General features: G+C 68.6%; 18 protein-coding genes and 1 pseudogene. 8 read left to right on the top strand and 11 right to left on the bottom strand.

The features are described from left to right. Positions 1 to 29: 29 nt before the first annotated feature. Positions 30 to 1,400, top strand: a complete 1,371-nt coding sequence (locus OG817_RS14730) for an MFS transporter (RefSeq protein WP_406055018.1) — start codon at positions 30 to 32, stop codon at positions 1,398 to 1,400. A gap of 468 nt (positions 1,401 to 1,868) precedes the next feature. Here the strand turns inward: OG817_RS14730 and OG817_RS14725 are convergent. Next, positions 1,869 to 2,018: pseudogene (locus tag OG817_RS14725) on the bottom strand (hypothetical protein); the annotation flags it as partial. A gap of 51 nt (positions 2,019 to 2,069) precedes the next feature. Beyond that, on the bottom strand, positions 2,070 to 2,441 hold the full coding sequence (locus tag OG817_RS14720; RefSeq protein ID WP_131296220.1) for an RNA polymerase-binding protein RbpA: 372 nt from the start codon (positions 2,439 to 2,441) through the stop codon (positions 2,070 to 2,072). Positions 2,442 to 2,676: 235 nt separating this feature from the next. Here OG817_RS14720 and OG817_RS14715 point away from each other — a divergent pair, with 235 nt between their 5' ends. The 5 genes from OG817_RS14715 to OG817_RS14695 are packed head-to-tail and all read left to right on the top strand — an operon-like array spanning position 2,677 to position 7,692. After that, on the top strand, positions 2,677 to 4,023 hold the full coding sequence (locus OG817_RS14715; protein WP_406055015.1) for an efflux RND transporter periplasmic adaptor subunit: 1,347 nt from the start codon (positions 2,677 to 2,679) through the stop codon (positions 4,021 to 4,023). Continuing rightward, on the top strand, positions 4,013 to 4,708 hold the full coding sequence (locus OG817_RS14710; RefSeq protein ID WP_396390557.1) for an ABC transporter ATP-binding protein: 696 nt from the start codon (positions 4,013 to 4,015) through the stop codon (positions 4,706 to 4,708). Before OG817_RS14715 ends, OG817_RS14710 begins: the two co-directional genes overlap by 11 nt. Further along, positions 4,705 to 5,934 carry an ABC transporter permease gene (locus tag OG817_RS14705; RefSeq protein WP_406055013.1) on the top strand — a complete coding sequence of 410 codons (1,230 nt, stop codon included), beginning with the start codon at positions 4,705 to 4,707 and terminating at the stop codon, positions 5,932 to 5,934. The genes OG817_RS14710 and OG817_RS14705 overlap by 4 nt, the downstream gene beginning before the upstream one ends. Positions 5,935 to 5,947: 13 nt before the next feature. Further along, positions 5,948 to 6,511 carry a DUF5666 domain-containing protein gene (locus OG817_RS14700; protein ID WP_406055011.1) on the top strand — a complete coding sequence of 188 codons (564 nt, stop codon included), beginning with the start codon at positions 5,948 to 5,950 and terminating at the stop codon, positions 6,509 to 6,511. 14 nt (positions 6,512 to 6,525) lie between these two features. After that, complete coding sequence (locus OG817_RS14695) at positions 6,526 to 7,692, top strand: GDSL-type esterase/lipase family protein (protein ID WP_406055009.1); 1,167 nt, start codon at positions 6,526 to 6,528, stop codon at positions 7,690 to 7,692. 408 nt (positions 7,693 to 8,100) lie between these two features. Here OG817_RS14695 and OG817_RS14690 read toward each other — a convergent pair whose 3' ends face one another. The 7 genes from OG817_RS14690 to OG817_RS14660 form a co-directional block, all read right to left on the bottom strand. Further along, a complete protein-coding gene (locus OG817_RS14690) occupies positions 8,101 to 8,598 on the bottom strand; it encodes an FxsA family protein (protein WP_406055007.1) in 498 nt (165 codons plus the stop codon). A 53-nt stretch (positions 8,599 to 8,651) separates the two neighbouring features. After that, positions 8,652 to 10,217, bottom strand: a complete 1,566-nt coding sequence (gene lnt, locus OG817_RS14685) for an apolipoprotein N-acyltransferase (RefSeq protein WP_406055005.1) — start codon at positions 10,215 to 10,217, stop codon at positions 8,652 to 8,654. 600 nt (positions 10,218 to 10,817) lie between these two features. Next, positions 10,818 to 11,207 carry a hotdog domain-containing protein gene (locus tag OG817_RS14680; protein WP_406055003.1) on the bottom strand — a complete coding sequence of 130 codons (390 nt, stop codon included), beginning with the start codon at positions 11,205 to 11,207 and terminating at the stop codon, positions 10,818 to 10,820. Continuing rightward, the gene (locus OG817_RS14675) at positions 11,208 to 11,960 is read right to left on the bottom strand and encodes an OAM dimerization domain-containing protein (protein WP_360457889.1); all 753 of its coding nucleotides are present in this window, start codon (positions 11,958 to 11,960) and stop codon (positions 11,208 to 11,210) included. Next, on the bottom strand, positions 11,957 to 13,534 hold the full coding sequence (locus OG817_RS14670) for a lysine 5,6-aminomutase subunit alpha (protein ID WP_406055001.1): 1,578 nt from the start codon (positions 13,532 to 13,534) through the stop codon (positions 11,957 to 11,959). The genes OG817_RS14675 and OG817_RS14670 overlap by 4 nt, the downstream gene beginning before the upstream one ends. Next, positions 13,534 to 15,117 carry an amidohydrolase gene (locus OG817_RS14665; RefSeq protein WP_406054999.1) on the bottom strand — a complete coding sequence of 528 codons (1,584 nt, stop codon included), beginning with the start codon at positions 15,115 to 15,117 and terminating at the stop codon, positions 13,534 to 13,536. The genes OG817_RS14670 and OG817_RS14665 overlap by 1 nt, the downstream gene beginning before the upstream one ends. Before the next feature lie 3 nt (positions 15,118 to 15,120). Continuing rightward, positions 15,121 to 16,164 (bottom strand): L-erythro-3,5-diaminohexanoate dehydrogenase, encoded by a 1,044-nt coding sequence (locus OG817_RS14660; RefSeq protein WP_406054997.1) that lies wholly within the window; start codon positions 16,162 to 16,164, stop codon positions 15,121 to 15,123. 143 nt (positions 16,165 to 16,307) lie between these two features. Between OG817_RS14660 and OG817_RS14655 the strand changes: the two genes are divergently transcribed. Both OG817_RS14655 and OG817_RS14650 read left to right on the top strand, forming a co-directional pair. Further along, positions 16,308 to 17,783, top strand: a complete 1,476-nt coding sequence (locus tag OG817_RS14655) for a KamA family radical SAM protein (RefSeq protein ID WP_406054995.1) — start codon at positions 16,308 to 16,310, stop codon at positions 17,781 to 17,783. 171 nt (positions 17,784 to 17,954) lie between these two features. Further along, on the top strand, positions 17,955 to 19,625 hold the full coding sequence (locus OG817_RS14650) for a hypothetical protein (protein ID WP_406054993.1): 1,671 nt from the start codon (positions 17,955 to 17,957) through the stop codon (positions 19,623 to 19,625). Positions 19,626 to 19,685: 60 nt separating this feature from the next. Here OG817_RS14650 and OG817_RS14645 read toward each other — a convergent pair whose 3' ends face one another. Together OG817_RS14645 and OG817_RS14640 are read right to left on the bottom strand one after the other, a co-directional pair. Next, the gene (locus tag OG817_RS14645; protein WP_406054991.1) at positions 19,686 to 20,390 is read right to left on the bottom strand and encodes an HAD family hydrolase; all 705 of its coding nucleotides are present in this window, start codon (positions 20,388 to 20,390) and stop codon (positions 19,686 to 19,688) included. Between the two features lie 30 nt (positions 20,391 to 20,420). Then, entirely contained in the window at positions 20,421 to 21,275 is an 855-nt protein-coding gene (locus OG817_RS14640; RefSeq protein ID WP_406054989.1) for a helix-turn-helix transcriptional regulator, read from the bottom strand. Positions 21,276 to 21,332 lie beyond the last annotated feature (57 nt).

The following is a 21,332-nucleotide window of genomic DNA, read 5'->3' as shown; positions in this document are numbered from 1 at the left end:
CGTCCCCCGGACCTGACACACTCCTGCGCATGGGACTTCTCTCCGCCCCGGCGGCGGTCGACAAGCGGGAGTACTGGGGGTTCAGCCTCTACGACTGGGCCAACTCCGGCTACGTCACCACCGTCGGCACGGTGCTGTTCGCGCCGTACCTGACCTCCGTCGCCGAGACCGCGGCCTGCGGGTACGTCGGGACCTCGGACAAGCCGTGCCACACCAACCTCGACGTCCTGGGGCTGGGCCTGTCCCCCGGTTCGCTGGCCTTCTACGTGGTCACGGTCGCGACGCTGGTGTCGGCGCTGTTCCTGCCTGTCGTCGGTGCGATCGCGGACCGGATGGCGCGCAAGAAGTTGCTGATGTGCGGCTTCGCCTGGACCGGCGCGCTCGCGGCCTGCTGCATGGTGTTCGTCGGCGGCGGCCGCTGGGAGCTCGGGGCGCTCCTCCTGCTGATCGGCAACCTGTGCCTGGGGTCGTCCCTGGTCGTCTACGACTCGATCCTGATCGACATCGCCGGCCCGGACGAGCGGGACGACGTCTCGTCGCGCGCCTGGGCGTTCGGCTACCTCGGCGGCTTCATCCTGCTCGCGATCAACCTCGGCGTGGTCACCGCCCACGACGCGCTCGGTCTGAGCCAAGGGACGGCGGTTCGGCTCAGTCTGCTCAGCGCCGGCCTGTGGTGGGGCGCGTTCACGTTCATCCCGTTCACCAAACTGCGGAACCGCCCACCGGTCTTGGTCGAGCCCGTGCGCGGCAACATCGTCCGGCAGAGCTTCGGTCAGCTGTCAGCGACGCTCAAGCACATGCGCACCTACCCGGTGACGTTGCTGTTCCTGATCGCGTACCTGTTCTTCAACGACGGGATCCAGACCGTCATCTCGGTGTCGTCGACGTACGGCGAGAAGCAGCTCGGGTTCGAGACCCAGGTGCTGATCGCGACGATCCTGCTGGTGCAGTTCGTGGCGTTCTTCGGTGCGCTCGCATTCGGGCGGTTCGCCCGCCGGTTCGGGACCAAGCTGACGATCATGGGCGGGCTGGTGGTCTGGATGCTGATCGTGATCGCCGGCTTCCTGCTCCCGGCCAAGCAGATCGCGCCGTTCCTGGCGATGGGCGTCGCGATCGGCGTCGTCCTCGGTGGGACCCAGGCGCTGTCCCGGTCGGCGTTCAGCCAGCTGATCCCGAAGGGCCGCGAGGCGGAGTACTTCTCGCTCTACCAGGCCGGCGAGCGCGGTACGTCGTGGCTCGGCACGCTGGTCTTCGGCCTGGTTCACCAGATCACCGGCTCCTACCGGCCCGCGATCGTTGCCCTCGGCCTCTTCTTCCTCATCGGCCTGGCTCTGCTCTCCCGCGTCGACATGCGCCGCGGCATCACCGAAGCGGGCAACACTCAGCCCACCCTGGTCTGAGGTACGACAGACCCGACCAGCCGCTGCAGCGCTTCGGGACTTGGCGGTGTGCCGGTCCGGTCGGCGAACAGCATGTGCGCGGATCCGATCAGGGTCAGGGCCAGTGTGTCGACATCGGCACCGGCTTCGAGTCGCCCGCGATCGCTCGGCTGTCAGGTAGCCGGCGATCGCGGCGACGGCCTCGGTGAGGATCGGAACCCCGGTGGGGCTCGATTGCCGCAGCCTGGCGCGCAGTCCGTCCCGGGAGATGGTCAACCCGACGATCGCGACGGCGACCGAGCTGAACAACTCGGTCAGGAAGCCGGTGAGGTTGTCGGCGATCGCCCCGCGACCGACGCATCCCAGCAGCAGATCGCCCTGACCGCCGAGCCGGCGGATCCGGTCCTGCACGAGCTCGGTCAGGAACGTGTCGAAGTCCGTGAAGTGCCGATGCAGCACGCCCTTCGCGCAGCCGGCCTCGGTGGTGACGGCCCGGCTCGTCAACGCGTCCGGGCCATCTCGGAGCAGCACGCGTTCGGCGGCGTCGAACAACTGCTCGGCGCTGCGGTCGACGCCGCCGGCGGCAGCTTCCAGATGGACTTCACCGCGCTGACACTGACCGCGACCCGCAGCTGACATGAGAAACGGGCCCTGACCGCGTCGTTGCGGTAAGGGCCCGTCAGGTCTTGCTCAGGCGGTGCGCTTGGTCCGGTGCAGGTGCGCGGGGCCGATCTCGCCCTTGCGGAGCAGCTCGACCCGCTCGGCGAGGAGCTCCTCCAGCTCGGAGATGCTGCGACGCTCACGCAGCATGTCCCAGTGCGTACGGGCCGGCTTCTCCTGCTTCGGCTCCGGCTTCTCACCGGTCGAGCGGGCAGCCTCGCTGCCGCAGTGCGGGCACTCCCAGATCGCGGGCACCTCGGCGTCGTGCGCCATGGTGACCTCGACCACGTGGCCGCGGGGGCAGTCGTACGTAATCATCTGGCGCGGAGCGAACTCAACACCACGGTCATCCTCGAAGCTGACCCCACCCAGCCCCGAACCACGCAGTACGCGATTAGACATGTCAAACCTCCGAGATCGTCATCCGTGCCAACGGTCGGCCGGCCCGGATCATTCCCATTTTGGCATGCCCGAGCCATATGTATGCACCTGACAGCACCGTCGTGACGCCCTGTCATCGAGTGTTCACACATCACGGTGTGTCGCGAACCGTCCGTCGTACGACGCGCGAACTTCACAGCCAGTTGCCAGGAATCAGGGATCAGTTCCTCAGCAAACGTCCTTAGCGTCTGCACCCATGGTGCTACCCCGCCACAAGCTCCGTGGCCTCAGCCTGCTCAACGTCTCCCTGGTGGCCGTCGTCCTGGCGATCGCGATCACGGCCTACCTCCTGTTCTTCCGCAAGGACACGCCGGCCTCCGGCGCGACCCGTCCGACCTTCGCCGTCGCCCGCGGCGAGGTGACCGCGAGCGTCAGCTCCAGCGGCACGCTGCAGAGCTCGCAGACCGCGTCGCCGCAGTTCGAGACGTCCGGCACGGTCACCCAGATCCTGGTCAAGGTCGGCCAGGTGGTCGCCAAGGGCGCCGCGATCGCCAAGGTGGACCCGTCCGCCGCCGAGCGGCAACTCCGAATCGCCGACCAGAACCAGATCGCCGCGGCCAACTCGGTCACCGCGGCCGGTGAGTCGCTCGACGACGCACAGGACGCTGCCGAGGCCGCAGCGGAGGCGTCGGCCTCCCCCAGCCCGACAGCGACCAACGGGCAGCAGGCACAGAGTCAGAACCAGAACCAAGGTCAGAGCCCCGAGGTGGTGGTCAGCAACGCGGAGGCGAGCCTGGCCCGCGCGAAGGCCGACAAGGAGCAGGCCGACCAGGACGTGGAGGGCGCGCAGGCCGCGGTCGACGCGACCACGCTCAAGGCACCCATCGCCGGCACGATCACCGCGATCAACGGCAGCGTCGGCTCGGTCACCGGCGGCTCGAGTTCGAGCAGTGGTTCAGGCGGCGGGGGCTCGACCTCAGGTCAAGGTTCAGGGTCCAGCACCTCGAGTACGACGACATCCTCACCCTCCGGCTTCGTCGACATCTCCGACCTCAAGTCCCTCCAGGTAGCCGCGTCGTTCCCCGAGGCGGACGCGATCAAGATCAAGGCGGGCCAGTCGGCCACCGTCACCCTGAACGCGGAGCCGGGTACGACGCTCACCGCGACGCTCGCCTCGGTGTCGCCGACCCCGACCACCACCAACGGTGTCGTCGCGTACTCCGCGACCTTCTCACTGGCCAAGATCCCCGCGAACGCCCGGATCGGCCAGACCGCCAACGTCACGGTCCAGACCGCGAAGGCAGCCGACGCTCTCTATGTGCCGAGTACGGCGGTCGCGACCAGCGGTACGACGTACACGGTGACGATGGCCGATGGTGGCGGGACGCGGGAAGTGAAGGTCGGCGTGCGGGGTGACAGCTTCACCCAGATCACGTCCGGACTGAACGAGGGCGACCGGGTCGAGTTGCTCCAGGGCGCGATCGGTGGCACGGGCAACCAGAACGGCCGGACCGGGCAGTTCCCCGGCGGAGGCCAGGGACAGCTCGGGACCGGACAGTTCCCGCGGACCGGTACGGGTGCCGGGGGCAACCGTGGCCGCTGACGCCCTGATCGAGATCCGGGACGTCACCAAGACGTACGGCGCCGGCGAGACCGCCGTCCACGCACTACGCGGTGTCTCCCTGCGCGTCGGGGCCGGTGAGTACGTCGCCGTGATGGGCTCGTCCGGATCCGGCAAGTCGACGCTGATGAACATCCTGGGATGCCTCGACGTCCCGAGCCGCGGTGAGTACTGGCTGGACGGCAGTAACGTCGCCCGGCTGACGGAGGACCAGCAGGCGCTCGTCCGCGGCCGCAAGATCGGCTTCATCTTCCAGTCCTTCAACCTGATCCCCCGGACCACCGCCCTGGCCAACGTCGAGCTCCCGCTGACGTACGCGCATCTGCGTCGTGCCGAGCGACGCAAGCGAGCCGCCCGCGCGCTGGACCTGGTCGGTCTGTCGGACCGCGCCGACCACCGGCCGAACGAGCTCTCCGGCGGCCAGCAGCAACGGGTAGCCATCGCCCGTGCCCTCGCCACCGGCCCGCGGATCCTGCTCGCCGACGAGCCGACGGGCAACCTGGACGCACACTCGACCGACGAGGTGCTCGGCATGTTCGACCAGCTGAACGCCGACGGTCGCACGGTCGTCGTGATCACCCACGAGCACGACGTGGCGGCCCGGGCCCGGCGGCTGATCCAGGTCGCCGACGGCCGGATCGTCGCGGACGAGGTGACCCGCCGATGACACCTCGCGACCTCATGGGTGCGGCGCTGCGCGGCCTCAGCGCGAACAAGCTGCGCTCCCTGCTGACCGTCCTCGGCGTCTCCATCGGGGTCGGCGCGGTCATCGTCCTGGTTGCTGTCGGCAACGGCTCGGGGAAGGCGGTGCAGGCCCGGCTGGAGGCGATGGGCACCAACCTGCTCACGGTGTCCACGACCGGCGGTGGTGGCGGCTTCGCCCGTGGTCAGGCCGGACCGTCGGCCCAGCAGTACAGCCTGACCCTCGCCGACGCCGCCGCGCTGGCCGACGACCGCCTCGCGCCCGATGTCTCCGCGGTCGCCCCAGTCATGACGAGCTCGGGTACGGCGACCAGCGGCGACACCAGCTACACCGTGAACCAGGTGATCGGTACGACGCCGGACTACATGCCGGCCACCAACACGCCGGTCGAACTCGGACAGTCCTTCACCCAGCAGGATGTCGACACGTCGCAGCGGGTCATCCTGCTCGGGCAGACGGCCGCGACCGAGTTGTTCACCAGGCCCGCAACCGCGGTCGGCCAGACCATCAAGCTCGGCGCCGTGGACTTCGTCGTCCGCGGTGTGCTGGCGAGCAAGGACAGCACCGGCTTCTCGGATCCGAACGCGACCGCGATCGTGCCGATCAGCACGCTGCGTGCCACCCAGGCCGGATACGGTCCGCTGAACCAGATCGTCGTACAGGCGGCGGACAAGGACCGGGTCGACACCGCGCAGGCCGAGGTCACCCAGTTGCTGGCCGCGCGGCACCAGGTGCCGACCGACCAGACCTCGCCGTTCCGGATCACCAACTCCGCGCAGATCCTGCAGACCAGCCAGGACACCGCCGCGACCTTCACCGCGCTGCTGGCGACCGTCGCCGCGATCAGTCTGGTCGTCGGCGGAATCGGGGTCACCAACATCATGCTGGTCACCGTCACCGAGCGGACCCGCGAGATCGGGATTCGCAAGGCACTCGGCGCGCGGCGGCGGACGATCCTCGGGCAGTTCCTCATCGAGGCGACGCTGCTCAGTCTCATCGGCGGCGCGGTCGGTGTCGCCGTCGCGCTGATCGTCACCCGCTTCCAGCTGGCCGGGGTGCAACCGGTGCTGGTGCCGTCGTCGATCGGGCTCGCCCTCGGCGTATCCGCGGCTGTCGGCCTGTTCTTCGGCAGCATGCCGGCGCACCGTGCCGCCGGTCTCCGTCCCATCGATGCACTACGTCACGAGTGAGAGAGGCTGTTCGATGAGCAACCAGACGCCCGATGAGTTCGCCCAGATCGGGTCCGACGAGGAGGTCGACACGGCGCTCAAGCCGAAGAAGACCCTCAACCTGCCGATCGCGACCGCGATTCTCGCGGGCGTTGTCGTGCTGGCCGTCGGCCTGGCCGGCGGCGCGGGCCTGCACGCGGCCTTCGCCTCGGACAGTACGACGCAGTCGCCGCAGGCAGGTCGTGGATTCGGCGGCGGGTACGGCGGCTTCCGCGGTCAGAACGGTCAAGGACAGGGTCAGGGTCAGGGTCAGGGCCAGCGGCCCGGTGGTGGGCAGGGCAGCGCGGCGATCGGAACAGTCGTCTCGGCGAGCGGCTCGCAGCTCGTGGTGAAGACGCAGAACGGCGACGTCACGGTCAAGTTGACCGGCGACACGACGTACGAGATCACCAATAAGGGGACGGCGACCGATCTGAAGGCCGGCGAGCAGGTCGTCGTCAGCGGCCAGAACGCCGACGGCTCCCTGACCGCCACGACCGTTCGTCAAGGCGCTCTCGCCGGCGGCTTCCGCAATCCCGGCGCCACGCCGTCCCGCTGACAGATAATGAGGTTGTGGCCGGCAACTTGATCAGCACCCCCATCACCCTCGAACTCCTGCGTGGCGCGCTCGAGCTGGAGCAGACCGATCGCGGCGTACTGCCGCATCGGCTGCCCGCCTGGGCGCGCTCGCAGTACGTCGACGGGCAGCTGGAGATGGCGGAATCGCAGCCGTCCGGAGTACGTCTGGTATTCCGGACGCGCGCGACCGTGGTCGAGCTGGAGACTCTGCCCACCAAGCGGGATTACGTGGGCGCACCTACGCGACCGGACGGCGTCTACGACTTCGTTGTCGACGGCAAGCTGATCGGACAGGCCAGCGTGGAGGCCGGCGATGTCATCACGATCGATCTGATGACCGGGGCGGCCGAGACCCGGCGCGGTGAGTCGGGCACGGTGCGCTTCGACGGCCTGAGCGACGAGCCTAAGACCGTCGAGCTCTGGCTGCCGCACAACGAGACCACCGAACTCGTTGCCCTGCGCACCGATGCGCTGGTCGAGCCGGTCCCGGCCGGCGGCCGACGAGTGTGGCTGCACCATGGCAGCTCGATCAGCCACGGCTCCGACGCCTCCAGCCCGACGGGCACCTGGCCGGCGTTGGCCGCCGCTCAGGGCGACGTGGAGCTGGTCAACCTGGGGTTCGCGGGCAGCTCATTCCTGCAGCCGTTCACCGCGCGCACCATGCGGGACACCCCAGCTGAGCTCATCAGCGTCAAGCTGGGCATCAACATCGTGAACACGGACTCTCTGCGGCTGCGTTCGTTCACCCCGGCTGTCCACGGTTTCCTGGACACCATCCGCGAAGGCCACCCGACGACTCCGCTGCTGGTCGTCTCCCCCATCCTGTGCCCGATCCATGAGGACACCCCGGGACCGACGGGCTGGGATCTGTCCGCGCTCGGTGAGGGAAAGGTCCGGTTCGCGGCCACCGGGGATCCGGAGGAGGTCGCAGCCGGCAAGCTGACGTTGTCCGTGATCCGTGCCGAGCTCTCCCGGATCGTCGAGCAACGCGCCGCCGACGACCCGAACCTCCACTACCTCGACGGCCGCGTCCTGTACGGCGAGGCGGACAACGCCGTACGACCGCTGCCGGACGATCTGCATCCCGACGGCGAGACCCATCGCACGATGGCCGAACGGTTCGCCGACTACGCCTTCGCGGTCAAGGGCCCGTTCGCCTGACCCCCGCCGCCGTCTCCACCGACGACGACCCCCCTCCACCTCCCCGCTCCCCGCCGATCCCGTCCGCCGGTCCGGGAGTGCGGACGTCTGCCACTCACCAACTGTGTGGGGTCGGGCTGGATCACGCTCGACTCGCGGCCGGTGAGGATGCGATGCGAGGGTTGGTGAGTGCGGCAGGTCCGCCCCGCGCGGCGCTGTTCCCGCCAGTGATGCGGACGTCCAGGCCATCACATTCGCAGGGCTCAGGCCGCTGCCCGCGGGATCGCCGCCCGGCAGGCTCGGTTGTGATGGCCTGGGCGTCCGGCGGAGTGGTCGGTCGGACGGCGGCCGGCGAGGTTGCTGGCTCGGCGGCAGGTGAGGCTACTGGCTTGGCGGCAGGCGAGGCTACTGGCTCGGGGGGTGGTGAGGTTACTGGGTCGGGGGGTGGTGCTTGTCGGGGTCGATGACCTCGCCCTGGATGACGTCGCCCTGGGATTGTCTCGGCGGCTGGGCCGGACCGGCGCCGGGGATGAAGCCGCCCAGGTTCGCACCGCCGAACTGGGTGGCGACGCGGCGCCCGAGGAACGCGTGCATGCCGCGGCGGGCCAGCGGGCGGGTGAAGGGCAGGACGAAGAAGAACCCGAAGATGTCGGTCACGAAGCCCGGCGTCAGCAGCAGCGTTCCACCGACCAGGACGAGGGCCGCGTCGGACAGCTCACGCCCGGGCATCTTGCCGGTCTGCAGTGCGGACTGCAGCGCGTTCCACGCCCGCCGGCCCTCGCGCTTGATGATCCACGCGCCGAGAGCGCTCTCGACGAGCAACAGTCCGACCGTCGGCCAGCCGCCGATCACCTGGCCGATCTGGATGATCACGAAGATCTCCACGATCGGCACCACCAGCAGCGCCAGTGCTACGAGCCACGGCATGTCCTACCCCTTCCGGCGATTCCCTCCAGTGTTGCGCACCGGGGAAGTGCGGCTCAGGCCGGAACCTTCTCACGGCTCCGCGTCGGCGAGGGCGGGGTGTCCGGCCCGTCGTCACGCCGGCGGCGGCGGGCCACCAGGGCCAGCACGATGCCGACGATGCCCAGGCCGGTCAGGATCCACTGCGGCCAGCTGCCGAGCTTGATCGCCAGCGTCTCCGTGTCCCGGATCGGCACATTCGCTACGTACACGTCGCGGACGAACTGCCCGGACTTGTGCTCGACCTTGCCGTTCGGCCGGATCACTCCGGAGATCCCGCTGGTCGACGCGATCAGCACGGTCCGGCCGGTCTCGATCGCCCGCATCCGGGTGATCGCGAACTGCTGCTCGGGCTGCCCGGTGTCGCCGTACGTCGCGTTGTTCGTCTGCACCACCAGGACCTGGGCACCTCCCTTGACCACGTCCGAGATCACCTTGTCGTAGGCGAGCTCGAAGCAGATCACATCGCCGTACGTGACGCCGCGGATCGGCATCACCCCGGGGACCTTGCCGGGAGCCGTCTGCCGCCCGATCATTTCGAGGCGCTTGATGTACGGCAGCAACTGGTCGCGGAAGGGAATGTACTCACCGAAGGGCACCGGGTGCCGCTTGGCGTAGATCTGGCCGGGTCCGCTGACCGGGTCCCAGACGACGCCGGTGGTCTGCCGCTCGTTCGGACCCGGGCCGTCGAGGACTGCACCGACCAGGATCGGTACGCCGACGGCCTTGACCGCCTCCTCGATGTCGGCCCTGGTCTCGGAGTCCTGGAACGGGTCGATGTCGGTCGAGTTCTCCGGCCAGATCACCACGTCCGGCTTCGCCTCGGTGCCCTCCTCGACCCGCTTCTGCAGGTCGAGCGTCGCGGCCAGGTGGTTGCGCGTGACGGTCCTGGCGCGGCCGAGGAACTCCAGTCCCTTGCCGGGCACATTGCCCTGCACCATCGCCGCCGTCACGGTCTTGCCGTTGCCCTCGGTCGACAGGGTGATCAGCGAGCTGCCACCGACGATCGCCACTCCCGCGACCAGCGCGACGATCCGGAGCCGCACGCTGCTCTTCAACCGCAGTACGGCGTACACGAGGACTCCGAGCAGCGCGACGACGAAGCTCAGGCCCGGGATGCCGACGAATGATGCCAGCCTGCCGACCGGGGAGTCCGAGAGCGCCCACGCGAGCCGTCCCCACGGGAAGCCGCCGAACGGAACGGAAGCGGCCGCGAACTCGGTCGCGACCCACATGCACGGGATCCACAGCATCCACAGCTTGAGCTTCAGCACCTGCGTCGCGAACAACCCGAAGACCGCATAGAACAGCCCTTCGAGGATGGCCAGCGCGATCGCGGCATCCCCACCGATGACCGTGAGCCAGGGAACCAGGACCGCGTAGTACGTGATGCCGAAGCCGGCGCCGATCAGGAAGCCGGCCTTGGCCGAGGCGCCGTTCAGCGCGGCCAGGAAGAGCGGTACGGCGATGATCGTCAGCCAGGGATGGTCGTGCGGTTCGAAGGCCAGGCCGAGCAGGGCGCCGGCACCGACGGCCACCGCAACCCTCGGCAGGACGCGTCCCAGAGCCTTCAAACGGTCCACGCGGTATCCCCTTGTCCTCACGGCCCGGCCGACGCCGGTCGCACGACCGTACAACGTTCCGGACACGCCAATGTATCCGGTCAGTAGCCAACAAGCAGCGATCGCGGAAAGTGAAGGGAGATCAGCAGAGTGCGAGGAAGTGAAAGACCTCAGAAGTCGAAGGGTCGTCGATCACCGTGGATACGGTCCGGCCCCAGGCACAAGGAAAGAGGCTCGGCGCTCCTTCGGACCAACCGTCGGACCACTGGCTGCGAACCGTCCGGCTGTTGTCTACTGGCCGCCGAGCCTCTTCCACCTCTGCCCCGCGGGGGGCTAACCACCGGCGATCTCTGCCCCCGTCGACTCAGGCCTGGCACTGGCCTGGTCAGCGTCGCGGGATCATCCGGTGGCCGAACTTCGTGTGACCGTTGATAAAACGGGATATGACGACTCCCAAAACGATGCTCGCTGACGGCGACGGTGTCAACCTCTCCAGCGGCTCCTTGAGGCCGTTGTAACACATTCGCCCGCACTTACTGGAAAAACGAGGGAATTTCAGCGAGGTCACGTTACAGAGCCGTCTCGGCACTCCACGTGATCGTTACCCTGGGCAACTATTCGTCACTCAACCGGTACGACGACGGTTCCCTTTGCGCGCGTGATCACAAGCGGTTCCGGCAGCACCTCGGCCGCCGACTCCGACACGTCCGGCCGGCCGCGGCAGATCACCGACGCACTGAACTCGATCTCACGGCTGCGGTTCCCGACCCGGCTGATCGTCGCCGTCACCTCCACAACGTCACCGGCCCGCAACGGCTGCAGGAACTGCACATCGGAGTACGACGCGAACAGGCCCTCGTCGCCGTCGGCCTGGATGCACACCTCGGTCGCGACGTCGCCGAACAGTCCGAGCACGTACGCACCGTCGACGAGGTTGCCGGCGTAGTGCGCATGGCTGTAGGGCACATAGCGCCGATGCGTCGCACTCAGGCCGATAGTTGCCTTTGACACCTATGCACTCCTCTTCGCAGGGACTCGCTTCGTCACCAGTGCATCGACCAGGTAGCTGGCCACCTCGCCCGGTGTGGTGCCGCGACCGAAGACGCGGTCCACGCCGAGATCGCCCGCCATCTGCTCGGTGAAACGGGGGCCGCCGGCAACCAGCACCGGCCGTGCGTCCTCGGCGTACGCCTCCCGGAACGCGGCCGACATCTCCTTGGTGTTCAGCACATGCGCCTCGCGCTGGGTGACCACCTGCGAGACCAGGATCGCGTCCGCCTTCTCCGCCCTGGCCCGCCGGACCAACTCCGGCACGGCGACCTGAGCGCCGAGGTTGACCACCTTCAGCTCGCGGTAGTACTCCAGCCCCTTCTCCCCCGCGAACCCCTTGATGTTCATGATCGCGTCGATGCCGACGGTGTGCGCGTCGGTGCCGATGCAGGCGCCGACCACGGTGAGTCGGCGGCGCAGGTTCTTCCGGATCGCGAGGTTCACCTCCTTCGGCGACAGCAGCGGGTAGTCGCGCTCGATCACCTCGACCTTGGACGTGTCGACGAGGTGGTTCACCGGTCCGTACACCACGAAGAAGGTGAAGTCCGGCCCCATCGCCTTGGCGTGCACGACCAGCGCCGGATCCATCCCCATCTTGTTCGCGAGTTGTACGGCGGCTCCCTCGGCCCGCTTGTCGTGCGGGACCGGCAGGGTGAACGACAGCTGCACCATGCCGTCCCCGGTGGTGTCGCCGTACGGCCGGATGATGCTCACTGGTCCTCCTCCAACAGCTCGGTCGCCGGGTTGTAGTACTCCGGCGATCTGCGAGCGACGCCCTCGAGGCCGCGGCCGGCGTCCTGGGGGCGCTTCATCAGGCCGAAGGTGCCATCGCCGATCGCGTTCAGCAGTCCGTCGTCGACGATGTCCTCCAGCAGTTCGACCGACTCCCCCAGCACCTGCCGGGCGCGCTGAGCGATGAAACCGTCCGGAGCGGGACGGAAGTCCTCGTGAAGGTTGCCTGCGGCCCCCAACACGTAACGGACGTTCTGCAGCGCCAGGTCCCGGTCCGAGATCCACGGAGTCACCACGGCCTCGGTCATCATCCCGACCAGCAGAATGCCCTGGCCTGTCATCGCGCCGACCAGGTTGAAGAATCCGTCCAGCAGGTACCCACGGAACACGTCACCGGTCATGTGCCGCGTCGGCGGCATCCACTTCAGCGGCGCGTCCGGGAACAATTGCCGGGCCAGCATCGCGTGCGCCAGCTCGAGCCGGAACGAGTCCGGCAGATCCGGGTTGATCTCGAACGCGTGCCCGAGGCCGAGCTGCCAGTCCTGCAGGCCGGCCTCTTTGGCGAAGTACTCGTTCAGCAGTTGCGAGACCGTCACCGTGTGCGCGGCCTCGACCGCGTCCGCGGTGGTCAGGTAGTTGTCCTCGCCGGTGTTGATGATGATCCCGGCCCGGGCGTGGATCTGCCGGCTGAACCGCTGGTCGACGAAGGTCCGGATCGGATTGATGTCGCGGAAAAGGATCCCGTACATGGAGTCGTTCAGCATCATGTCGAGCCGCTGCAGTCCGGCCAGGGTTGCGATCTCCGGCATGCACAGTCCGGACGCGTAGTTCGTCAGCCGGATGTAGCGGCCGAGCTCCTTCGACGACTCGTCGAGGGCGGCTCGCATCAACCGGAAGTTCTCCTGCGTCGCGTAGGTGCCCGCGAAGCCCTCGCGCGTCGCCCCTTCGGGCACGTAGTCGAGCAGCGACTGCCCGGTCGACCGGATCACCGCGATGATGTCAGCGCCGGCGCGAGCGGCCGCCTGCGCCTGCGGGATGTCCTCGTAGATGTCGCCGGTCGCAACGATGAGGTAGATCCACGGCCGCTGCTCGGGGTCACCGTGCCGCTTGATCAGCCGGTCCCGCTCCCGCCGCCGTCCGTCGATCCGTTTCATTCCGGCCGCGGCGGCCTTCCGCGCCGCGGCCCGTGCCCGTACGGCGTCCCGTCCCTCGGGCAACCGGAACGTCACCGAGCCGGATGCGGCCTTCTGCGCGAGGACGGCCAGGTCCTCCGCCTCGCCCCGGACCAGTGCATCCCACACGGGCAGCGCGAGTCCGTGCTCCAGGCCGACGTCCGCATGCACCGTGTCCGCGAGCCGGTTGACCCAGGGGATGCCTTCGGTGTCCGCGCCGGTCAGTCCGGCCAAGCGCAGTACAGCTCGCTCGACCGAGACCGTCGTGTGCTGCCGCGCCAGGTTGACGATCGGCCGGCCTGCCTTGCGGGCCAGGCTGCGCGCCTTCCGGACGGTGACCGGATCAAGGTCGAGCTTCTTCTCCGCACGCGTCACACCGACCATTACTGGGACCATCCTTCAGCTTCATAAACCACGCGGCCGCCGACGGCGGTCCGCAAGCACGTAGGCGTTCCCTCACTGAGGTCCGGCAGCACGGGCACACCGGCCCGCGGATCCGTGGACCAGGCAGCGACGCGCTCGTCCGGCGTCTGCACGACCAGGTCCGCGTCGCTCTGCCAGATCGCGTACGTCGCCGCCGTACCGGGCGCAAGGACACCGGCGTCGTCGATCCCGGCCGCCCGCCAGCCACCGCGAGTGTGGGCCTGGAACGCGGACCGCACGGTCATCCGCTCGGCCTTCTCGTGGTGGAACGCGGCCGCCCGCACGGCGTCCCAGCCTCCAAGCTCGGTCACCGGCGAGTCCGAACCGAACGCCAGTACGACGCCCGCCCGCGCCAGCGAGCCGAACGGGTTCATCCCCCGCCACCGCTCGCCCACCCGCTCGGCGTACATTCCGTCCGGGCCGCCCCACAACGCGTCGAACATCGGCTGGACGCTGGCGACCACTCCGCACTGCGCGAGGATTGCGATCGCGGCCTCGTCGACCATCTCGACATGCTCGAGCCGATGCCGCGCGGCCACCAGCGCCTGGACGCCGACCTTCTCGGCGGCCAACTGGAAGCCGCGGACGATGTTGTCGAGCGCCTGGTCGCCGATGCAGTGGAAGCCGGCCTGCACGTTCCGCTCGGTGCACGCGATCACGTGCTCGGCGATCTGCTCCGGCGTCAGGTAGGCGTGACCGCGGTGGTCCGCGCGGTCGGCGTACGCCTCCCGCAACGCAGCTGTCCGCGAGCCGAGGGCACCGTCCGCGTTCAGGTCCCCCGCAAGACCCGTCAGGTCGTACGTCGCGATGTGCTCGAAGACGCCGGGCTCACCCCAGTACAGCGTTGCCGACAGACCGAGCTGCTCTGCGACCTCGCGTACGAGCGGAAGCTCCCACAGCGGGCCGATGTGCGGGGCGGCCATCTCGTGGAACGCCCCGATCCCCTTCGACGCCATCGCCCTCAGTGCGGCCTCGATGTCCTTGCGCCGCTGGTCCGGCCCGATCAGTTCACTGAGTGCGTCACGGACCGCGTGATGCGCGTCGCGCTCGACCCGGCCGGTGGCGTCGTACCCGTCGCCTGTTGCCGCGGGCACCAATGCCGACGAGATCACGCCGGAGTGACCGTCGATGCGGGACAGGTACACCCGGCGGCCCGCGGCGGCCCGGTCCAGCTCCTCGGCCGTCGGCGGGCGACCCTCAGGCCACTTCGTCTCGTCCCAGCCGGCCCCGTCGATCACTGCGTCCGGTGGAAGATCCGCGGCGAAGACGGCGAGGCGGTCAAGGGCTTCGGTGAGCGAGGTGGTGCCGGCGAGGTCCAGCCCGGTCAGCAGCGCGCCGGTCTGCGCGGTGTGGACGTGAGCGTCGACGAAGGACGGCGTGACCAGCTTGCCGTCGAGGTCGACCACCTCGTCCGCGCCGTCGGCGTACGAGCCCGCGCCGGTGTCGTCACCGAGCCAGGTCACCACGCCGTCGTCGAAGGCGATCGCGGTGGCATGCGGGTCGGCGGGTGAGTAGACGGAACCGTTCGTCAGAAGTGTGCGCACGAACTAATCCTCCGCCAGCCTGCTCTCGAACAGACCCCGGACACCCGGTTCGGTCCGCAACAGCTCCAGCGCGTAGTCGGCATGCCCGGGCACGTAGCCGTTGCCGACGAGCATCGTCACGTCCGCCGCCAGGCCCTCCGCACCCAGCGCGGCAGCGGAGAACGACGTCGCCATGGAGAAGAAGATCACCGTGCCACCAGCCGCCGTCGACAAGACGGCGCCGTGCTCGCAGCCCGGTACGTCGACGCAGACGACGGTGATGTCCGCCGGTCCCCCCGCCTCCTCGACGGCAGTCGCCAGGGCCACCGGGTCCCGCGCGTCGGCCAGCGTGACGGCATCGGCCAGACCCGCGGCGGTCAGCCGGTCCTTCTCGGATTCGACGGGCACGATCCCGATGGTGCGCGCTGCGCCGGCCTGCCGTGCGGCGGCCAGCGAGAGCGATCCACTTTTACCTGCGCCGCCAATTACTGACACGACAGGCTTTGTGCCTTTGTCGACATACTCGCGGACCACGCGGGCGGTCAGGGCGGGCGCTCCGCAGACGTCCATGACGGCCAGCGACAGCTCGGGTTTCAGGTCGTCAGGCAGCTTCGCGACGATCGACCGGGCGAACAGGATCGCGTGTCCCTGCGCCGGGACCTGCTCGCTCCTGCCGTCCCAGCTCACAAGCTCGTCGGTGATCTGCAGCGGAGTGAGCGTCAGGGAGACGAGCGTGGCGACCCGGTCGCCCTTGTGTACGCCGAGCGGCGACTCCGGGCCGGCCTCGTCGACCACGCCGACCAGCATTCCGCCGGAGCCAGTGACCGGGTTCTGCATCTTGCCTCGGGCCCCGATGATGTCGAGGACCGCGCGGCGGATCGCCGTACCGTCCCCGCCGTGCGCCTCGGCCAACTGGCGGTACGACGCGGCGTCGAGATTCAGCCGCTCGACCGCGATCCGCACCTCGTCAGGCCAGATCTCAGGGCGTGCGTCGAGCTTCTCCGCCGCCTGCGGCAACACGCCGGACGGCGCGAGTACGCGGTGCAGTCCTACCGGGCTCGACGACACGGGGCCTCCTTGAGAGATCAGGCAAAATACTACTGAAACCAGCTCTTGACGAGAATTCTTGCGGCGTACTGTTGTATTGAAGGGAAGTTCTATCGCTATCCTCACATGAGACCGCACTACCCATGAAGCCCCCCGGAGGACTTGTGACCGACCTGATCAGCCCGGAGCTGGGCGTCCCGGAGCCCAGCAAGCGCGATCTCGCGGGCCAGCCGTACGCGTATCGTCGGGCCGAGCTGGTGGAGCCGGACTGGACCCGGCTGCCCGGCTGGAAGGACGTGACGGCCGAGGAGTGGAGGTCGGTGCAGTGGCAGCGGGCGCACTGTGTGAAGAACGTCAAGCAACTGCGCGGCGTGATGGGCGACCTGCTCGAGGAGCGGTTGTACGAGGACCTGACCCGGGACCAGGCCGAGCGCGCCACCATGTCGATGCTGCTGCCGCCGCAGATGCTGAACACGATCGTGCCGACCGGAGCCTCCGACTACACCGAGGCCTTCTACGCCGATCCGGTCCGGCGCTACATGCTGCCGGTGTTCAGTGACCGCCGTACCGACTGGCCGTCGCACCCGCACGCGACCCGGGACTCGTTGCACGAGCATGAGATGTGGGCCACAGAGGGGTTGACCCACCGCTACCCGACCAAGGTCCTTGCGGAGATCCTGCCGACGTGCCCGCAGTACTGCGGTCACTGCACCCGGATGGACCTGGTCGGCAACTCGACCCCGGTCATCGACAAGCTGAAGTTCACCGCGAAGCCGCAGACCCGTCTCGACGACATGCTCGACTACCTGCGGCGTACGCCGGGTGTCCGGGACGTCGTCGTGTCCGGTGGCGACGTGGCGAACATGCCGTGGCCGCGGCTGGAGTCGTTCCTCACCAGCCTGCTCGAGATCGAGAACATCCGCGATATCCGGCTGGCAACCAAGGCCCTGATGGGCATGCCGCAGCACTGGCTGTCGGACGACGTCCGGGCCGGCGTCGAGCGGGTGGCGTCGATCGCGCGGCAGCGCGGCGTCATGATCGCCATGCACACGCACGTGAACGCCGCCCAGTCGGTGACGCCTTTGGTGGCCGAGGCAACGAAGGCGATGTTCGAGGCAGGCCTGCGCGACGTCCGCAACCAGGGCGTGCTGATGCGCGGCGTGAACGACTCGGTGCCGCAGCTGCTCGACCTGTGCTTCGCGCTGCTCGATGGCGCGACCATCACGCCGTACTACTTCTACATGTGCGACATGATCCCGTTCTCGGAGCACTGGCGGGTCTCGGTCCGCGACGCGCAGCACCTGCAGCACGGCATCCTCGGCTACCTCCCCGGCTTCGCCACTCCACGCATCGTCTGCGACGTCCCGTACGTCGGCAAGCGGTGGGTGCACCAGTTGTCGGAGTACGACGAGGTCCTCGGCATCTCGTACTGGAAGAAGAACTACCGCACCGGCATCGAGCACCAGGATCCCGAGGCGCTCAACCGCACCTACGAGTACTACGACCCGATCGACACCCTTCCGGCCGAGGGCCAGGACTGGTGGCGGCAGCACGCCGGCACCTCCCTCGCCGAAGCCGAGAAGCACGCCGCCGCCTCCCGCGCCGCCGCCGAGTCGCAGAAGCTCTTGCAGATCAACTGACTCCCGATCCCGCCTTCGGTGCCACCAATGCAGGGGGTGGCACCGGGGGCGTTCTGCAACTTTCCTGCAACCGACCCGGTCTCGGGCCGGTGTTGCACTGCGCAACCGCTAGCATCTGGGGTCGTCAATCGTCCGGCATGTCTGGGGCATGCCGCGATCTCGGGAGTGCGTGTGCGGGTCATCCGCTCAATTCTTGGTGTCCTGATTGCCCTGCTCGGTCTCATCGTTGCCGTCGCCGGAGGCGCAGCCGCCTTCTGGCTCGTCGGCCCGGACAACACGGTCCACGCCGGTGAACAGCATCTGACCAGCAAGGGCCTGGCCATCGTCAGTGCTCCGACGATGCTCGACCGGCACGGTCCCGTCCTGCACGTGGACGTCCGCTCGACAGCCGGCAAGCCGGTCTTCGTCGGTGTCGCCCGCGGGTTCGACACCGCCAGCTATCTCAAGAACATTGCTCATACCGAACTGGTGCAGGTGGAGTACCCGGCCACGCTCAAGACCGAGGAGGTCAAGGGCACCGCGGGGCCCCTCGCGGCGCCCGGCACTCTCGACTGGTGGGTCGCGAAGGCAACCGGGCCCGGCACTCAGAAGCTGGCCTGGAAGATCGAGGACGGCCCGTACTCCGTGGTGATCATGAGCGCTGACGGGAAGACCGCACCCGACGTACAGGCCGATCTGGGCATCGAGATCCCGAACGCCTTCCTCAGCTGCCTGGCCGTGTTCGTGATCGGTCTGGTGCTGCTTGCCCTGGGCATCTTCATGGTCCTGTTCCGCCGCCGTCGTACGTACACACCTGCTCCGCCCGTCACCGCGCAGGGTGAGGCCGAGGCGCCTGCGCCGCGGCAGCCCAGTCAGGTAGGACCCGTCCGCAGAGTGGCGGCGGTCACCGGGGTGCTGGCCTTGGTGAGCGGCTGCTCCGCGATCCCTCAGACCAACACTGTCGACGCTCTGACTCGGCCGGCGATCACCAGCGAGGCGGCGGCCGCCGTTATCAAGCACTACAACGAGGTCAACAACGCGGCCAACAAGCGCCGCGACGACAGGCTGATCGCGACCGTCGAGGGCGGCAACCTGGTGCGCGAGAGCCAGGCCGGCTACGCGATCGACCGCGCCCTCGACAAGGCCGGCAAGGACGTCAGCAAGCCCTTCACCTACACCAAGCCTGTGGTCGGTGCACCCGAGTACGGCGGCTACCCGATGCGGTTCGTCGCGACGGCAGGCATCTCCGACACCAAGGACTACCGGCACCTCGGCGTCTGGGAACGCAAGACCGCGGGGAGCCCATGGCTCCTCACCTTCGCGGCGGCTCCGAAGACCACGGTCAAGCTGCCGGATCTGGCCGGTGTGCGGCCGATCACCGCTGCCGACTCGGCGAAGCTGACCGCCGCGCCACCGGCGGCCGTGAAGGCTCTGACGGAGTACCTGAACGCCGGAGCCAAGTCACCGCGGGCTGCGTCGTTCGCGCCCAACGCCGACATCAGCGCAGTGCTGAAGGACATCGCCGACGACAAGGCGCGGGCGGCCAAACAGCCGCAGATCTATCACGCGATCAGCTACACCTTCAGCAGCACCGAAGCACCGGTCGCCTTCCAGACCACGTCGGGCTCGGCCCTGGTCTTCATGACGCTCACCGAGCACTACGTGCTCCAGGTCGGCCAGGGCTACAACTTCAACTGGGCCTCCGGGGCCTCGATCGCCTTCAGCCCGCCGACGGCGAAGTACTACAACGCCCTCACCAGCGAGAGCATGCACGACGTCGCCGTCCTGATCCCGCCGAAGGGCAAAGGCAAGATGCAGATCCTCTCGCACGAGTCCCAACTCCTCACCGCCGGCGGCTACTAGCCCCTCGCGGGCTCGGTTCCTTGCCGTGACCGTGAACACCTTCTGGGGACTGTGAACAGGTTATTCCGTGTCCGCGGTCCCCAAACCCTGTCCACGGTCCGCCGGCTGCCCACTCCCGGCGATCAGCGCGGGGAGGTCGGTGAAGGAGGTGATCGTGGGGCCGGTCCAGGACGGGGCGCTGTCGGCGTGCTCGGTGGTCCGGATCGCGTACATGCCGAGCGCAGCAGCCGCTGGGAGTTCGCCGTACCCACCGTCGCCGACGTACACGCACTCGCTGGGCTCGACCTCCAGCGCGTGACAGGCCGTCAGATACATCTTCGGATCCGGCTTCACAGCGCCCACCTCGGCCGAGAACGCGGTCACCTCGAAGTACGACGCGAGCGGACAGTCGGCCCACTCGAGCGGCGTCTCCGCAGTCGCGTCACTGACCAGCCCGATCCGCCACCCAGCCCGCTTCAGTCCGCCCAACGTCCTGACAGTCCCCTCCGGCACCGCGTGCAGCAACCGCCGCACGTACCTTCGCCGCAATTCCGTTGCCTCTCGCACCTGTTCCTCACCAGGCGCACCCCCACACCGCCCCGCTACCACCCGCAGCGTGTTCCCCAGATCGCCGTACGCCCCGGTGAACCGCTCGTACGCCACCGCCTCCAGCTCCCGCCCGAACGCCTCCCCCTCAACCCCCAGCACCCCCGCAACCCCAAGATCCTCCGCCTCCCGATCAACAACCAACGTGCTGAACAGATCCAGTAAGAGAATGTGCCGCACAGCGGCACCCTACGACAGCCCGCCTACGAGCTACTGCCCGGCAGCAGCGTCGCACCGGTGCTGTGGGCCGAGTGTGCGCAGCAGGTCCAGGGTGTCGGCGTGGCCCGGTGGCGGGGTGAAGACTCGTAGTCGCTGGTCTGCCGCGGGTGTCGCCAGTACCTCGCAGTCGAACTCGATCCTGCCGAGGTCCGGATGGTTCAGCCGGTACGGATGTGATCTGCGTACGGCGACCTCGTGCCGATCCCAGAGTGCCGCGAACTCAGGGCTGACGGCGCGGAGTCGCGTGACAAGGGTGCGGGAGGCTTCGTCGTTCCCGCGGCGGGCCGCGGCGGCGCGCAGATCCGCGACCAACTGCCGGGCCTGCTCCTCGCGCTCCTCGGCCGCGAAGTGACTTCGCACGTCGGGCTCGGTGAACCAGCGCAGCACGATGTTGCGGTCCTCGTGGGCCACGTCGCACACGCACCCGAACAACGCCAGAGCCATGTCGTTCTGCGCCAGCAGGTCGCCGAGGTCGCTCAAGACCTGGACCGGAACGCTGTCCAGCCGGTCGAGGATGTAGAGCATGCTCGGCGCGAGGTACTCCCCGGCCCGTGCTCCCTCCGGCGGCTGCTGCCCAGCGAGCAGGTACAGGTGGTCCCGCTCATCGGCCGTCAGCCGCAGCGCGCGGGCCAGCGCGGCCAGCATCTGAATCGAGGGCTGCGGGCTCCTGCCCTGCTCCAGCCGCATGAGGTAGTCGGCCGACATGCCCGCCAACTGCGAGACCTCCTCGCGGCGGAGTCCCGGCGTACGACGCCTCGGTCCCTCGACCAGCCCCACGTCGCGTGGAGACAGCCGCTCCCGGGACCGGCGCAGGAAGTCGGCGAGGTCGTCGCGGTGCATCCCCATAGCGACAGTGATACCACCGTTCGCCCAACGCATCCTCGGACCGCTGATCCTAGGCAA

Source organism: Kribbella sp. NBC_00889 (assembly GCF_045207705.1).
Lineage (GTDB): Bacteria > Actinomycetota > Actinomycetes > Propionibacteriales > Kribbellaceae > Kribbella.
The sequence above is the reverse complement of the archived record's forward strand: the minus strand, read 5'-3'. Positions and strand labels throughout refer to the sequence as shown.